Source organism: Neobacillus drentensis, from assembly GCF_021560175.1.
Taxonomy (GTDB): Bacteria; Bacillota; Bacilli; order Bacillales; family Cytobacillaceae; genus Neobacillus; species Neobacillus drentensis_A.
The window spans coordinates 2,675,951-2,690,673 of record NZ_CP091110.1; the positions used below are offsets into that span (position 1 = coordinate 2,675,951).

At 36.0% G+C, this 14,723-nt stretch carries 17 protein-coding genes, 1 other RNA gene and 1 pseudogene; 9 read left to right on the forward strand and 10 right to left on the reverse strand.

The window, feature by feature from the left end:
* Positions 1 to 72 precede the first annotated feature (72 nt).
* On the forward strand, positions 73 to 363 hold the full coding sequence (locus L1999_RS12360; RefSeq protein ID WP_235743814.1) for a hypothetical protein: 291 nt from the start codon (positions 73 to 75) through the stop codon (positions 361 to 363).
* 174 nt (positions 364 to 537) lie between these two features.
* On the opposite strand, the gene rnpB is transcribed toward L1999_RS12360, so the two are convergent.
* An RNA gene (gene rnpB, locus L1999_RS12365) (RNase P RNA component class B) lies at positions 538 to 925 on the reverse strand.
* A 399-nt stretch (positions 926 to 1,324) separates the two neighbouring features.
* Here rnpB and L1999_RS12370 point away from each other — a divergent pair.
* Positions 1,325 to 1,633 (forward strand): hypothetical protein, encoded by a 309-nt coding sequence (locus L1999_RS12370; RefSeq protein ID WP_235743815.1) that lies wholly within the window; start codon positions 1,325 to 1,327, stop codon positions 1,631 to 1,633.
* 139 nt (positions 1,634 to 1,772) lie between these two features.
* Here L1999_RS12370 and L1999_RS12375 read toward each other — a convergent pair whose 3' ends face one another.
* Positions 1,773 to 3,134: an IS1182 family transposase gene (locus L1999_RS12375; protein WP_235739642.1), complete on the reverse strand. Its 1,362-nt coding sequence runs from the start codon at positions 3,132 to 3,134 to the stop codon at positions 1,773 to 1,775.
* Between the two features lie 260 nt (positions 3,135 to 3,394).
* Here L1999_RS12375 and L1999_RS12380 point away from each other — a divergent pair, with 260 nt between their 5' ends.
* Complete coding sequence (locus L1999_RS12380) at positions 3,395 to 4,996, forward strand: glucose PTS transporter subunit IIA (protein ID WP_235743816.1); 1,602 nt, start codon at positions 3,395 to 3,397, stop codon at positions 4,994 to 4,996.
* A gap of 74 nt (positions 4,997 to 5,070) precedes the next feature.
* Here the strand turns inward: L1999_RS12380 and acpP are convergent, their stop codons facing one another.
* On the reverse strand, positions 5,071 to 5,298 hold the full coding sequence (gene acpP, locus L1999_RS12385; protein WP_235743817.1) for an acyl carrier protein: 228 nt from the start codon (positions 5,296 to 5,298) through the stop codon (positions 5,071 to 5,073).
* A gap of 286 nt (positions 5,299 to 5,584) precedes the next feature.
* On the opposite strand from acpP, the gene L1999_RS12390 reads away from it, so the two are divergent.
* A complete protein-coding gene (locus L1999_RS12390) occupies positions 5,585 to 5,755 on the forward strand; it encodes a hypothetical protein (RefSeq protein WP_235743818.1) in 171 nt (56 codons plus the stop codon).
* Positions 5,756 to 5,955: 200 nt separating this feature from the next.
* Here L1999_RS12390 and L1999_RS12395 read toward each other — a convergent pair.
* Positions 5,956 to 7,175, reverse strand: a pseudogene (locus L1999_RS12395) (IS110 family transposase).
* A gap of 277 nt (positions 7,176 to 7,452) precedes the next feature.
* Complete coding sequence (locus L1999_RS12400) at positions 7,453 to 7,899, reverse strand: CBO0543 family protein (RefSeq protein ID WP_235743819.1); 447 nt, start codon at positions 7,897 to 7,899, stop codon at positions 7,453 to 7,455.
* A gap of 327 nt (positions 7,900 to 8,226) precedes the next feature.
* Between L1999_RS12400 and L1999_RS12405 the strand changes: the two genes are divergently transcribed.
* Positions 8,227 to 8,379, forward strand: a complete 153-nt coding sequence (locus L1999_RS12405; protein WP_235743820.1) for a hypothetical protein — start codon at positions 8,227 to 8,229, stop codon at positions 8,377 to 8,379.
* Positions 8,380 to 8,613: 234 nt separating this feature from the next.
* Positions 8,614 to 10,293 carry a copper resistance CopC/CopD family protein gene (locus tag L1999_RS12410; protein ID WP_235743821.1) on the forward strand — a complete coding sequence of 560 codons (1,680 nt, stop codon included), beginning with the start codon at positions 8,614 to 8,616 and terminating at the stop codon, positions 10,291 to 10,293.
* 73 nt (positions 10,294 to 10,366) lie between these two features.
* Here the strand turns inward: L1999_RS12410 and L1999_RS12415 are convergent, their stop codons facing one another.
* From L1999_RS12415 to L1999_RS12425, 3 genes are all read right to left on the reverse strand, one after another.
* The gene (locus L1999_RS12415) at positions 10,367 to 11,182 is read right to left on the reverse strand and encodes a hypothetical protein (protein ID WP_235743822.1); all 816 of its coding nucleotides are present in this window, start codon (positions 11,180 to 11,182) and stop codon (positions 10,367 to 10,369) included.
* 199 nt (positions 11,183 to 11,381) lie between these two features.
* Complete coding sequence (locus tag L1999_RS12420; protein ID WP_235743823.1) at positions 11,382 to 11,471, reverse strand: YjcZ family sporulation protein; 90 nt, start codon at positions 11,469 to 11,471, stop codon at positions 11,382 to 11,384.
* Positions 11,472 to 11,535: 64 nt separating this feature from the next.
* Positions 11,536 to 11,652 (reverse strand): YjcZ family sporulation protein, encoded by a 117-nt coding sequence (locus L1999_RS12425; RefSeq protein WP_215047527.1) that lies wholly within the window; start codon positions 11,650 to 11,652, stop codon positions 11,536 to 11,538.
* A gap of 437 nt (positions 11,653 to 12,089) precedes the next feature.
* Between L1999_RS12425 and L1999_RS12430 the strand changes: the two genes are divergently transcribed.
* The gene (locus tag L1999_RS12430; RefSeq protein ID WP_215047526.1) at positions 12,090 to 12,227 is read left to right on the forward strand and encodes a hypothetical protein; all 138 of its coding nucleotides are present in this window, start codon (positions 12,090 to 12,092) and stop codon (positions 12,225 to 12,227) included.
* A 147-nt stretch (positions 12,228 to 12,374) separates the two neighbouring features.
* On the opposite strand, the gene L1999_RS12435 is transcribed toward L1999_RS12430, so the two are convergent.
* On the reverse strand, positions 12,375 to 12,518 hold the full coding sequence (locus tag L1999_RS12435) for an anti-repressor SinI family protein (protein ID WP_235743824.1): 144 nt from the start codon (positions 12,516 to 12,518) through the stop codon (positions 12,375 to 12,377).
* 214 nt (positions 12,519 to 12,732) lie between these two features.
* Between L1999_RS12435 and L1999_RS12440 the strand changes: the two genes are divergently transcribed.
* Complete coding sequence (locus tag L1999_RS12440) at positions 12,733 to 12,873, forward strand: DUF3934 family protein (protein WP_235743825.1); 141 nt, start codon at positions 12,733 to 12,735, stop codon at positions 12,871 to 12,873.
* A 25-nt stretch (positions 12,874 to 12,898) separates the two neighbouring features.
* Positions 12,899 to 13,240, forward strand: a complete 342-nt coding sequence (locus L1999_RS12445; RefSeq protein WP_235744332.1) for an avidin-fold protein — start codon at positions 12,899 to 12,901, stop codon at positions 13,238 to 13,240.
* Between the two features lie 83 nt (positions 13,241 to 13,323).
* Here the strand turns inward: L1999_RS12445 and L1999_RS12450 are convergent, their stop codons facing one another.
* Positions 13,324 to 14,394, reverse strand: coding sequence for an AI-2E family transporter (locus tag L1999_RS12450; protein WP_235743826.1), 1,071 nt, complete (start codon positions 14,392 to 14,394; stop codon positions 13,324 to 13,326).
* Positions 14,395 to 14,723: the final 329 nt, after the last annotated feature.

The following is a 14,723-nucleotide window of genomic DNA, read 5'->3' on the forward strand; positions in this document are numbered from 1 at the left end:
ACAATTCTCTTGTATATCCAAAATTCTAAATACGGAGAAATTAACAAAGATAATGGAAGGATGGTGACGATCATGTCTTTTACATATAATCTGTACAGCTCAAAAGAAATAGGATTTACAAAATCCTATCATATTAATTGTGATATTCCGCCTCATAAATTCAGGTCAATTATGATGGAATTCCGCAGAAATGGTGAAGAAAATGTGGAGGCTTTTGTTCAGAATATGAGGGATACCTTTCCAGATACGTTCCAACTTTTTGAATATGACGATGTGTTACAATATGATGCAGATCAAGAAAACTCTGCTATCCTGGCAAATCTCTTAACAAATGGACAGGATGACTTTCATCATCCGTTATAAGTCTTTTTGCGGTCATTCAGAACGGCTATAAATAAAATGGGGAATTAAGCGTTTTCAAATACTTTTAAAAAAATAAATCAGTATGTAGTTGGGGCAGGATATAAAGCGTGAACTAACCAATAGCCCCTCTATAATTTAGTGCTCCAAATAAACGATTAAATTAGCTCATGAAATGGCTGTAAGCCAGGTTCTGTACTTCCGTACTACAAACGGCAGCAAGCCTCGTACAGGAAGTAGTAGTCATGTAACTATCGACCAATGGCCGATTCATCCCTTTGGTTCCAATTCCCGCAGGATGATGCCCCTACCTAAATTTGGGTTGCTCGCTCGTGGGGTTTACCCGTTCCACCTTTTCCGTTTCCAGAAAAGCTACGTCACTGTGGCACTTTCAGGTTACTCTCAGCATATCGCTAAGGACTTAGCCTGATTTCACCGCCGTCAGTCGTATCGTTTAGATCGACTGCCCACCCTTACGAATGGCACGAACACTACAGGCATCTCAGCACTGTGCGAGCCTGGACTTTCCTCAGCTCCCATAAGGGAACCGCGACTACTCACCATTTCATCTTTTTAAATTGTTCTTGAAGCGACATTAGATAATATATCAGGAATAAATCGATAAGTCATTGGTAGGTTAATTCCTTTGTTACCAACTTATAAATATAAAAAAATGGGTTTTGCTGTTGAAGGAACGGAAAAGACATTCACTTTACATTAACAGAGAGTATTTGGATGAATACTAAATGTCTATACTTCATAAAAGAATAGGTAATTTTGTTTGATAGATGTCCGACTATTTGCATGACCAATAACCCTGCAGAAGGGTAGTTTTGGCTGCTAACACTGATGCTAGCTTTACAATCCTCAGTTAGAAATCCAAAAGAGAGAAACATCCCTCTATCAGACTTTTAGCAGATTATGTTAAAATAAATAGAAAAAGAAAAGGTAGGTAGAGGGAAATATGAAATTGATAGTATCCAAGAAAGATATTGCGTATTTTCTAAATAACTTCTTAGACCTCGCAGAATTTGATCAACAGGGGAACAAACATTATTTTATATTCCAAGATCATACCCGAAATGGGGATTGGACATTAATGTTTTATCCAGACGAAGAGAAATGGACCATTCATGGTAAAGGGTTAGATTATTGTGATGAAAGTGAAAAGGAATTAACTGAGACAGAATTAACTTCATTTTTGTATAAGAGCAGAAAGTATGTGAACAACGAGTTGAGAAATAAAAGGGCAGTAGAACCATCTTACCAATAATTCTTATATTTTATTAAAGGAGATACTTCGGTATCTCCTCAGATTGTAGACAAAAGGCATCCGGATGTGCCAATCTGGGTGTCTTTTTGTTGTTTTTTTGCTCGTAAGAGCAAAAGTTAGGCCTATCCTATGCTTATTGCTACGCCATTTCTGGACTTATCCAAGTCCAATTGGCCATCTTTTTTAAATTCATGGCAGCAAAAGTAAGCATCGCTTGCATGGACAATTTTTTTAGGCCTCTTAAGGTTGTCCAACGCATACCATGCTTTTCCTTGGCATCTGCAAAAACACGTTCAATGGTTTCTTTGCGTTTTGCGTAAATGCTTTTATTCTCTTGTGTCGAACGAAGATATTCGGCTTCTTCTATATGGTGTTCCCAGACATGACGCTGAATGAGTTTTTTATGTTCCTTACTCTGCGTGCATTTTGAAAGTAAGGGACATTTTTCACATTCAATCGGATTAGAGAAGTATTGACGGTAGCCTTCCTTCGTCGTAGTTGCATACTTCAATACTTGTCCTTGCGGACAGATATAACAATCGTAGTATTCATCATAAACATATTCATATTTTTTCATGTACCCCTCTTTCGTACGAGGGCGAGTATAAGGTAAAGCAGGTGTCATATCATTTTCAAATATGTATTGGGCAATAGCAGGTGTTTTATATCCAGCATCAGCAGCAACAGCAGAAGGTTTTCCTTGTTTCTCGATTACCTTTTCCAATAGTGGTTCGAAAATGACACTATCATGGACATTCCCAGGAGTTACAATTGCCCCTAATACAAAACCATTTCGATCAGCGGCCGCATGGAATGAGTATGCGAACTGTTTCGTACGCTCGTCTTTTACGTAATAACCACTCTCAGGGTCAGTAGTACTTTTTTTTATTTCCTTAAATTCCTCTTTCTCAAACTTATCTGGTGGAAATGGCTTTTTATCATGTTCTTCACGGTCTTTATTAATCTCTTCTTGTAGTCTTGCTTCGTATGCTTTCGTTTCTTTTCTAACTAATTTCTTCTCGAATTTATGTTTATTTGCACTTGCTTTTACATGGGTTGAATCTATAAATACATGCTCGCTACTAATCAATTTCTTATCAGAGGCTTCCTTCAAAATACGATAGAAGATCTGTTCAAATAAATCTGTATCTTTAAAACGTCGTTCGTAATTTTTACCGAAGGTAGAGAAGTGAGGCACTTTATCATAAAATCCAAAGCCTAAGAACCAACGATAAGCCAAATTTGTTTCGATTTCTTCAATAGTTCTTCGCATAGATCGAATACCGAAGGTGTATTGGATGAATGCCATCTTAATTAATATCACAGGATCAATGCTTGGGCGTCCTCTTTCAGTAGAATACATTTCTTGAACCAGGGGATAGATAAATGAAAAATCAATAGAAGCTTCTAACTTGCGTACTAAATGGTTGGCCGGCACAAGTTGTTCTAAAGCTATCATTTCTAATTGGTCACGATTTATCTGTGTATTCTTACTTAACATCTTATCCACCTCAAAAAAATTATCTATATCCCAATTATACAAAAAAGACTGCCTACAAACCCTTAATTTTTTCGGATTTGTCGACAGTCTGAGGAGATACTTCGGTATCTCCTTTCTTATGTTTAAGGAAGATAAAAATTTATGAATGAGATTTGAGAATGGTTGTGTCCTTTATGGCTAAAAATAATTAGGAGGTTTATTCAAGAAGGTATTATTATCTAAATACTCAACCGTAAAACTACGATCAAGGAGAATACAACATGAATGCGATTAATACAAGTGAGGGTACAGTGGAAAAAAAAGAAACCGTGATGAATAAAATTTTAGGAACAGTCAGTGGAAGTTTTGCACCTATTTTAGGCGTGCTTGCTGGATCTGGACTTATTACGGCTCTATTATCGATTTTGATCTCATTAGGATGGTTATCTCATGAGAGTGGTACCTATGCGATCTTTTCTGCAGCTGGGCATGCTATTTTTTACTTTTTTCCGGTTTTTTTAGGGATTACATTAGCGACAAAGCTAGGAGCGAATGGCTTTGTCGGCGGTGCGATTGGCGCCGCACTTTTAGAGCCGCATTATACAGATTTGGTAGCAGCAAAGGCCCAAAACGTGGAGTTCTTAGGAGTTCCAGTGATATTGGCGAACTACGCCTCCACCGTTTTTCCGATTTTGATTGCTGTTTCTATTTATTCCTTATTAAATCAGCTTCTTAAAAGGGTTATCTATAAAGACTTGCAAATGTTCGTTAATCCACTTGTTTCATTAATTGTAATTGTTCCCTTGACTGTTCTTATTTTTGGTCCATTTGGTACATATGTTGGTGAGGCATTGGCAATTCTAATTCAATTTTTAAGTGCAAGAAGCGGTCTTTTAACAGGTGCGGTGATGGGTGCTGCATGGTCCTTTCTGACGATATTAGGCCTTCACTGGGCGGTTATTCCTATATTTCTTGCCAACCTTGCATCGAAAGGTTTAGATCCACTTAGCCCGATGGTAGCTGCAGCTCCATTCGCTCAAATGGGGATGGCTCTTGGGGTTTTCTTCAAGACTCGAGATAAAGACTTGAAAACACTTGCTGGATCGGGGCTTATTCCAGGTGCCTTAGCAGGTACAACAGAAATCATCACCTACGGTCTATTAGTACGCTACAAACGAACCATGTTGATTGTTGCCATAGCAGGGGCAATTGGCGGAGCGATAAACGGGGCATTTGGGGTAAAAGGGACTGGATTTGCACTGCCAAGTTTCTTGTCCATTCCAGTTTTTACACCGATTGGATTATATTTGATTGGTACGTTAGGAGCTTTAGTGATTGCACTAGTTTTGACACTTGTCTTGGGGTATGAAGGAAAGAACGATACCGTTGCTGCTAAAACGGTTAAAGAATTTGGAATCTCGAATGTACAGCGGGAAATCATTGGAAGTCCATTAAGTGGAGAAATTATTCCATTAAACAAAATTTCAGATCCTCTTTTTTCTACGGAGACGGTTGGAAAAGGGATTGCGATTGAACCAACAAAGGGTGAAGTGGTAGCACCTGTTGATGGAGTCGTTACGACTTTATTTCCAACCGAGCATGCGATTGGGATTACCTCGGAAGGTGGAGCAGAAATCTTAATTATCGTGGGAGTGAATACCATTAACTTAAAGGGTAAATTTTTTACTGCACATGTAAAACAATGGGATGAAGTAAAGCGTGGTGACTTGCTGATTGAATTTGATATAGAAAACATTAAGGCGGCAGGCTATGATGTAAAAACACCTGTTGTCATCACCAATACGAATCAATATTTAGATGTGCTGCCAGCCAATGAAGGAAAAGTTACCGCAAAAGATGATTTAATCAAGTTATTTGTATAAGTTAAGCGATGAGAAAATAAAGGCTATACTTTATAGAATACAAAAAGAGCATCCATTTCGATGCTCTTTTTGTGTTAACGGTTTTGAATATAGTTTACGACATCACCGACGGTTTGAAGCTTTGCGGCGACTTTGTCACTAATTTCAATCGCAAATTCATCTTCAATTTCCATCGTCAGGTTCACCATATCAAGTGAATCAGCTTCGAAGTCATCTTTGAATGATGCTTCTGGTCTGATATTCTCCATTTTGACACCCAGTTGGTCTGCAATTATTGGCTTTAATTTTTCAAATGTAGTCATGGCGGAATCCTCCTAAATAGATCATAAGCACAATTATATCAGTCAAATTAGGAAGGGGAAACATTAAATATTTAACAATAAATCGGAAGGGGAAACCGCTTTTTGACTGTTTTTTATCGATCAAAGAGTTAATTTAAATGATTCATTTAAAAGTATTAGGGTATATACTTTAACAAAATGAACTACCTTTAAGCAATTCTCTAAAAGTCATGGGTAGAACGGAGTAAAAGGCACATTTAAAAAAACTGCAAACAACCTGAAGTTAAAATGAAAAGGAGGAAGTTTAATGGAAATCCTAGATTTCGGTGTTTGGTTTCAGTATTTCTTATTAATTATTAGCGGTTGTTTAGGTATAATGCTTATATTATTGGTATATTCCAATAAATACATTCGTGAAAAAATTAATCAAATAGAGCAAAATGATGAAAGCGTAGATCCTTTTTCGGAATTTCACTAACGTGTTTGTTAAAAAAGAAGGTTTCCCAAAAGTTTAACTTTTAGGGACACCTTCTTTCTTACCTATAGTCAAGCATTTTTAATAATGTTTATTTTAAAAGGGGGGACACCTCCCCCTCAAAATAAAATTGCGTATGCCAAGGAGACCTAACGAAGCTTCTTTTTTTCGCAAGGTCAAGTATGGTATAGTTAAAGTACTATTTACGGACAGATTAACGCTGTTTCGTAATCATAGGTGATATTGTGTGTAATAAGGTGAAATGCGACTTTCAGGAACTTATTCACACAAGCAATCGACGCAACTTTGTGGGGTTTCCCTTGAGGTTGCGTTTTTAATTTATCATAATATTCCACAATATGATTATTCGTTTTTTTACGGAGAGTAATCATAGTTTGAATCATAAAATATAAAATTTTTCGAAGTTTGTTATTCCCACGTTTATTAATTTTATCTTTATAAAATGTATTACCAGATTGATAACGCATAATATCAATACCAACATACGCATTTAATTGTTTATGATTCTGAAAGCGTCTTATATCACCAATTTCTCCAATTAGTCGTACAGCTGTAGATTCACCAATTCCTTGGAAGGACATTAGCACCTGTTATTCGTTTCGTTCTTTTGAAAGGTCAACCATTTGCTTAATAAGCTGTTCTTTTTTCTCTTTTAAATCTGCGATTCGTTTGGCATAATCCCGTACTTGTTCACATCGAACATCTTCTTTTGAAATAGCTGGATAGGAATCCCTAGCAGCTTCAAGTAAAGCCAAACCTTTCGTTTCTGCACGCGCAAGTGATAAATTCTTTCGAGTGTTTGCTTTTAACCGATTCCGTACTACCGTTTTAGAATGAGCTAATACTTCATCTGGATGAGGATAAAGTTGAACGATATTTAAGAAGAGTGCAGAACGCGTAGAAAAAAGACCTTCTAATTCAGGGAAGCTTAGCTGTAAAATGGCGTGCATTCGATTGAAGATGTGTGAGATTTCCCGATCTAATTCATCATAATAACGTGTAAGTGCACGCATTTGTTTATAATAGTGTTCTTCTTGAAATGTCTTTTCCCGTTCTACTCGAAAATGGATTTAGCAAGCTAGTGGGCATCACTTTGATCGGTCTTATGGCGACGCATTGAGGCCGTTTGAAGTTTCGCTTCAATTGGACTAAGACGATGATAGGCATAACCTTCTGTTTGAAAGAAGTGTTCTAACGGTGTAGAATACACTCCTGATGCTTCAAATACAATTTCGGGAGCTTCTCCATCTTGTTTAGTGATTTCAACAATCTTTCCTTTTAATGCTTTAAACGATGATTTGTTGTGTTGAATTTCAACTTCAAGCTCACATTTTTGATAGCCATTATAGACTACCATTGTACTTTTCCCCATACTAACATCAAATGCAAATACATGTTTCAAATTCATTTCTCCTCATTGACCAAAACATAGAAGTCTTCACAGTGCCTTATCGATTCCATTTTCTTTTACACGATCTCGAGGATCCAACATACTAAACTGATTCAAATAAGGGTGTGAAGGCAGTCGGTTTTTTAATACGGATTCTAGGATCCAAGAGGTGTCTCGACCTTCCTTCACTTCTACTATAAAAAAATAGTAGCACAAACCATGGCCTCGGTCTGTGCTACTAATGTTAGTATGTTTTTTATACATTAGTAAATCAAACACAAAAAAGGCATCACTCGGATGCCCGTAATTCACTGAATTTTTTACTCATGGCGGTTTTATAAGCTACAAAATAGATAGATGCATAAAAGGGAACAGAGTACCCAAATTTCCAATTTGCAGGATCATACAAGCCAAGCCATTTAAAAATAGGTTCACCGATAAAAGCAGTAATGCTTCCAAAAATGAAACCAATAATCCATGGATTTTTATTATAAAACCATTGTATTAGAAACATTACAGTTATGGGCATTAAGGAAAAATCAAACGGAATATAGGAAGGAATAATAGGTGTAACAGGTTTCAGGTAATTCCATGCCGATAATTGAACTCCTACATTGTCCAATGTTAAAGAAATAAGAGCAACAAAGGTACCCGCATAAAGTAAACGACTGGTGCTCTTCTTTTCTCTAAAAACAATCCATACAATCCACGGAATGAATGTAAGTATAATACCCAACCACCATTCCCAAGTAAATAGTACTTCATGCTTCCATACAAACATTCTGTGATCATAAGCTTTATGGTATTCCCAAAAAGATTTATGCATCCCTTGAGATGAGTGAATGAGAGGTTCCTCCTGTCATGTATATGCTAATACTATACTATTGCCATTTAAATAGGAAAATAAACAAATCCATGCTGCGCTCGAGGAAAAATGAAAAATGAATCCGTAACGATTCTAAGGATAAATAATGGTAAATTGAATAATTGTCGCTAAAAAGACACAGACCTTTGAGGGGATTTACACTATGATAGATGTAGAAACTCGAAGGATGTGAGCTCTTTGGATAAGATAATAGTTATTTATAAGGGCAAAGAATACATGATCATTCACCAATTTGCCTCTGGTTATTGTGAAATTGCTGAGCTAACAAAAGGTCAACATGAAATAGAACTTGTTCATTTCTCTGAATTAACATTAACATTAAATAAATAATTTTTTAATCTTCTATCAGGATCGCTGCGGCGGTCTTTTTTATTTCTTAAAGGGTGAGCAGTAAAGAGGGGAGGCACCGTTAAGAATAATACATAATTTGAACTTCATTTTTGGGAAACAAAAGCGAATTAATTAAACTTTTACCCAAAATAAACATGTGTAACTTGTTTAAATTGAAAAATTATCCTAATGTATATTTGTTGAACTAATTTTAATAAAGAACAGGAGTTTGATATGCGGTCATTTCAAAAAGCAGGAAGTGATAGGGTGAAACAGCTTAAATACAGCAGCCTGATTATAACAGTATTATACCTTTTTCTCTTTTTTTATCCTTCATTTGCTTCAGCTCATGCGTACATACTTAAATCTACCCCATACGAAAACGAAATCATACAAGAAGCACCAAAAAAGGTATCTATTGAGTTTGATGAGAAAATCCAGACGTCTTTTCATTCTATAGAAGTGTTTGATTCATCAGGTAAGCGAGTGGACCAGAAAAATGGAGGGGTTAATGCTGAAAATCCATCCATTATTGAATGTAATTTAGATAAAAATCTCCCCAATGGAACCTACAGCATCCAATGGCGAGTTGTATCTAGTGATGGTCATCCCGTACAGGGGGTTATTCCATTCCAAATAGGAAATGGAGGTGCCCAAGATAGTTCAAATGATCATGAATCAAAAGGTTATAGCCCAAAATTTGATCTCATCATTATTCGTTGGCTCCAATATATGAGTAATGCGTGTTTCCTTGGAATACTATTCTTTAGCCTTTTTGTTCTTCGTAAAGAATTATTAAATGATACATGGGTGTTCACTATTTTAAGTAAAATGGCAAAACTTTCAATCATGATTTTAGCTCTCAGTATAATTTTGAGTTTACCTTTGCAGGCGACGATTGAATCGGGTTTGAGCTGGGGGAAGGTTCTAAGCGTCGAAGTATTTAGTGATATACTCGAGAACACGCTTTTTGGAGAAATGTGGATTCTTCAAATCTGTTGCTTATTTTTCGTTTTTGTTGCTACATACTTCGTACATAAAACAAACTTCAAACCGTTATGGATATGGATTTCCTTTGTTCTTGGCATAGGCTTGATACTATCAAAAACATTTACGAGTCATGCTACTTCATCTACAAATGTTTATCTAACCATTCCTTTAGATTTTATCCATTTACTTTCTGCTTCGATTTGGATAGGGAGTATAGTTACTCTAGTAGCTTTGATTCCTTTAAGTAGAAAGACGGATACAAAGACACTGTATTTTGACACAATCCATAGATTTTCTAAATGGGGAATCTTATTCGTCCTCTTGTTAACCATTACGGGGTTTTGTAGCAGTATTTCCTTTGTTCCTAATCTTAGGAGTCTTTTATTTACTGATTACGGACGTGTGTTGTTAGGTAAGATTTTTCTTTTGATGATCATGATGGTTTTTGCTGCAGTTAATTTTGTTAAAGGGAAACGAAACAGAGAAACAGGATTGACCTCATCTTTATGGGGAGAATTATTATTAGGAATATCTATTTTAATCCTTTCAGTTTTATTAACCAATTTGCCCACTGCTATGGCATCTCCAGGTCCGTTTAAGGAAACAAATAAAGATAAGCAGGGAAGTAGCATTACTTTTGAGGCGACTCCTAATGTTATAGGGGAAAATGATTTCGTCTTATCATTGAAAAACAAAAAAGGTCAGCCTATGAAGGGGATTGAGCAAGTTACCCTTACGTTTACATCGCTAGAAATGGATATGGGTGACGATACTAAGACCTTAACAAAAGTCAAAGATGGCAAATATAAAGGACAGGGAATGAATTTCAATATGGCTGGTCGTTGGAACGTACATGTCCATGTTCTGACCAAAGATCTAGAAACGATTGATACTGACTTCAAAGTGAGAGTAGGCAGTCAATAAAATAAAGAAGAATACAGAGGAGAAAAGAAGATGGAAAAAAACCTGTTCATAGATTGAACAGGTTTTTTCATGTCTATTCAACATTAAGTACAAATGGAACAGTCAATATATGTCCATTGACATTAAATTGGCCCCAGACTTTGTAAACGCCCTTGGTGGGGAAATAGGTCATAAAAACAACCTTGGGACCTGTTCCTTTCGGATACAATGGGTGAATATGCATGAACTGATTAACATTCTTATCAATTGCGACTGCATGACCAACTGTACCTAGGTAGGGCTGTAAGTTCTTAATAGGTTTATTCGTAGCAGCATCAGCTAAAGTGAAGTTCATATCGATATTTTTCTTTGCTGCTAGTTTCTCATCAAAAGTAAGGGTTACTTTTGTTCCATCAATCACTTTTGTTCGTTCTTTTTGAGGTTCAATCGGTTTTGGTAGTGGTTTAGTTCCTTGTACCGTTAACCACTGATTTTCAATACTGTAATCACTGGCCCCAACAGGTGTCATTTCTGCAATGAGTTTATAGTCGCCGCTTGCAGGAAATTTAGTTGTAATCTCGAAACGGCCATTGCCCTTAAATGTGGGGTGAATGTGGGCAAAGTAAGAAAGGTCTTTGCTGACCACTACTAGGTGCATTTTTTTAGTGCTAACAGTTTCAAATTCTTTTATCGGCTTATTGTGTTTATCCTTGATAAGGATAGAGATAGTCACGGGCTTATTAGCGCTAATACCATCGGGTAGAGACCACTCTGAGCGTGTTTCTTCACCGTTAACTGGCTTCATATTCATCATTTGTTTTTGATTTGTGTGCATAGGGACCCTGGCTGCACCACAAGCAGTTAATAATAAAAAAATAAACAAGATCGGTACAATAACTATCTTCTTCAATGTTAGCCCCCTTTTTACTGTAAAAATTGTTTTAAAATAAACGTATAGATATAACATAACAGATTAGTTTATATTTTTCTTCCTAATAAAACACCTTGCTTATAAAAAAAGAGCCCGAAGGCTCCTTGAATCCATGTTAAAACCATTAGCTTTAATAGAAACGGCTTTTTCTATCAAACTCAAATTGTTTCTGTACAAATTAATAACCTCTCATAAAAGAAGATCCAACAATGATAAGGAGAATAAACAATACGACGATTAAAGCAAAACTATTTCTTAATCCATCCATGTAAAACACCTCCATTCCTTGCTAAAATAGGAAATGATTCAGACCAAAACAAACGGTGGTTATATTAAACCCAAGCGCTCAGAACGATGATTAACAGAATGAACAAAACAACGATTAATACAAAGCTGCTGCCGCCATAGCCGCCACCATAGCCGCCACCGTAGCCATAAGATCCCCACATATTACTTCACCACCTAGTTGATTTTTTTGAAGTATTATCTTCTATATATATATATTTCTTAAAATAAAGGATGATTGGACAAGCGTCATAATGTTAATTAGAAATCAACGATTTTCTTATACCATTTTTAAAAAAATAAAAAAAGCGTCTGCAATCAATGCAAACGCCTCATTTGGAGGTATTTAATGCTTGGTGGTATTGATAATATATGCATTTAGAAACAAATGGAATGGACAAGTGCTATCTAAAAGTAAATTAGCAAAGGGATATTTTTAACAATTCTGCACATGTGAACAAGTTTTTAACAAATTAAATAATCAATTTGATATAATGAATTTTTAATGATTATGATAAGAATAATAGAAAGCAGAGAAACCTGTCTAAAAATGTTTCTTTGCAAGCATATTACTGATTTATCGTCAAACGGAGGGGAAATTATGAGCAAAATAGAGGAATTAAAACAGGAATTACAGGTCTTGACCAGTCGGCGGGATCGGATGCAGAAGAACCTTTATGAAGTAGAAAAACGCATTAATGAGATTACAATTGAATTGAAAAAAAACAATAAAAAGTAGCTTTTCATTGTCCAGGGTTTTAATGAATCACGAATTAAAAATAAATAAGCCTTTAAAACAAAAAATTTTACTTTTTCGTTTATAAAGGCTTAATTTTATCTATTGTTAAACCATTCGAGTTCAAACAGTATTTCGATTCCATCTACTTTAATAAGTCAAACCTTTGTTTTCCCTTTTGTCTTTCTCTTTTATTAAAAACTTTCTAAAGTCTTCTTTTTTTATGCCTGATTTCATAGCTTCTTTTACCAGTTCAACCCATTCTTTGGGAAAATCAAGCTCGTTTGTTTGCATGGGAAACCTCCTTCTAATTTATTTACCACAGAAATGATTCAGTGAGGGTAACCTTTTATAAAATTCGAAACAATTGGAATGTTTATGAGGGCAGAATTATGAATTGCTGGAAGTGCCCCATTCACTTAAGGTCTAAATAAGCTTTTTAATAACAGAGTCAAATGATGACTTAAACTAGATAGGTAACTCGACCAAATGATAAGGAGGCGATAATATGAGTAAAGCTAAAGGAAAAGGTGGAACGGGAAGAGGAACAGGCAAGAAGGGTTGGAATCGTTGGCAAGCTAGCGCAAACAAAGCAAAGAGTGCAAAACCTTATACCAGTAAAGGTACCAAAAAAGCGGTTGATGACTAGGAGCCAACGATTGGAGGACGAAAGATTGATTAATTATAATCGACGAAAATTTGTTTCAGTTGAAAACACTGCAAACGGAGAAGTTTCTTCAAACACGATTTTTGAATACAACCAAGAAGAGAACATCCTGACAGCCACCTATAGTGGAGGAGAAATTGTAAAAGGGACACTAATTGGTATAGTAAAGGAGGATGGAAGTTTACAGTTTAGGTATAACCATGTGAACGTCAGAAATGAAATAAGAGGCGGTCAATGTTACTCTACTCCAGAAACACTGCCAGATGGAAGAATTAGATTACATGAGAAGTGGAAATGGACAGATACTGACCAAAGTGAGGGAGAATCCATAATTGAAGAAGTTATATAGTTTATCTCTCTACCCTCGTTAAGGACAAAAATGATCAAAATAAAACAGACCATCACTGTCCGTGAAACTCTGTTTTATTTTGGCTACCTATTCTCAATTTTTCTCAGTTTATAAAAACGAATGACATTTTTAAGGGTTACTTTAACTACAGAATAGAGTGGGATGGCAATAATAATTCCTACAAATCCATAAATAGCCCCTGAAATTAACAAAATGAAAATGACTGTTAACGGGTGAAGGTTCAGCTTTTTTCCCATAACTCTTGGTGTAACAAAATTTCCATCTATTTGCTGCGCAACAATTACAACAAATACGACTTTCAAGACCATAAACGGACCTTGTAAAAGTGCGACAATGATGGCCGGGACCATTCCAATCACAGGCCCAATAAAGGGTACAATCGTCATACACATGGCGAAAATGGCAAGCACTAGACTATTGTTCAGACCAATCATGCAAAAACCAATATACATCATGATTCCATCCGATAACGCGATGATGCATTGGCCGATGATATACGCGGATAAAGTCTTATCGATATCAACCAGAATCAAATTTCCTTCTTCCACGTGTTCAACGGGAAGATTTTTTAAGAGAGCGGGCCTCAATTTCTCGCCATCCCGTAAAAAATAAAAAACGATAAAGGGAACCACTGCAAGCACAGTTGCAATACTAGTGACAATGGATAGGATACTCGTGATATTTTGTTCGGCATGCAGTAAAAAGGAGTTTGAGAGGGAACTTGCTTTTTTTTCAAGCATTCTTAACGAACTGTTTCCCAAGCTATTATGCTTAACCATATTATGGGAGACATTCGAGATCTTATCAAACTTATTTGGAAATTGCTCCGAAAGCTGCTGGACTTGTTGTGCAATAGGAGTACCAGTAAAATGAATAAAAAGATATCCCGCCCCGCTGAATAGGAGATAAACAATCAATATACTTATATTTTTGCTGAGATATTTGGAAAAAAAGGTTACAAATGGCCTCATGATATAATAAATGATTCCGGAAATGAGGATCGGAAAAAATATCGTCGCAATTAATTTTTGAAAAGGCCATACAAAGTAATCAATTTTGCCAAATAAGAAAATGATTAATAAAATTAACAGGGTTCCTGTTGCATATTTAAAAAAAGGTCTCTTAATCCACATACCAACCCCCCTAGAATTTTTAATTAGGTCTCTATTTAACTAGCCTCTTTTTGTCCATCATAAACCTCTTAAGAAAAATCTCCTCACGAATGAATGTCAGGTCCATTTCTGAAGTTGTTAACTGGGAAGGGGCACAAGCAGCAGCAGAATTTAAAAAGAGGGTGCTAACATCCCTTTTTTTCTGATTTCTTTTTGTGGCATATCAACGAAGAATAGATGGCGGATTGAATTATTCTTATGGGAAATCTATAATTAAAGGAAATTGAACTTGGATTGCCCACTAATGATCCTATTAAAGGGCAGAAGACAAACGAGGATCTGATTAACTA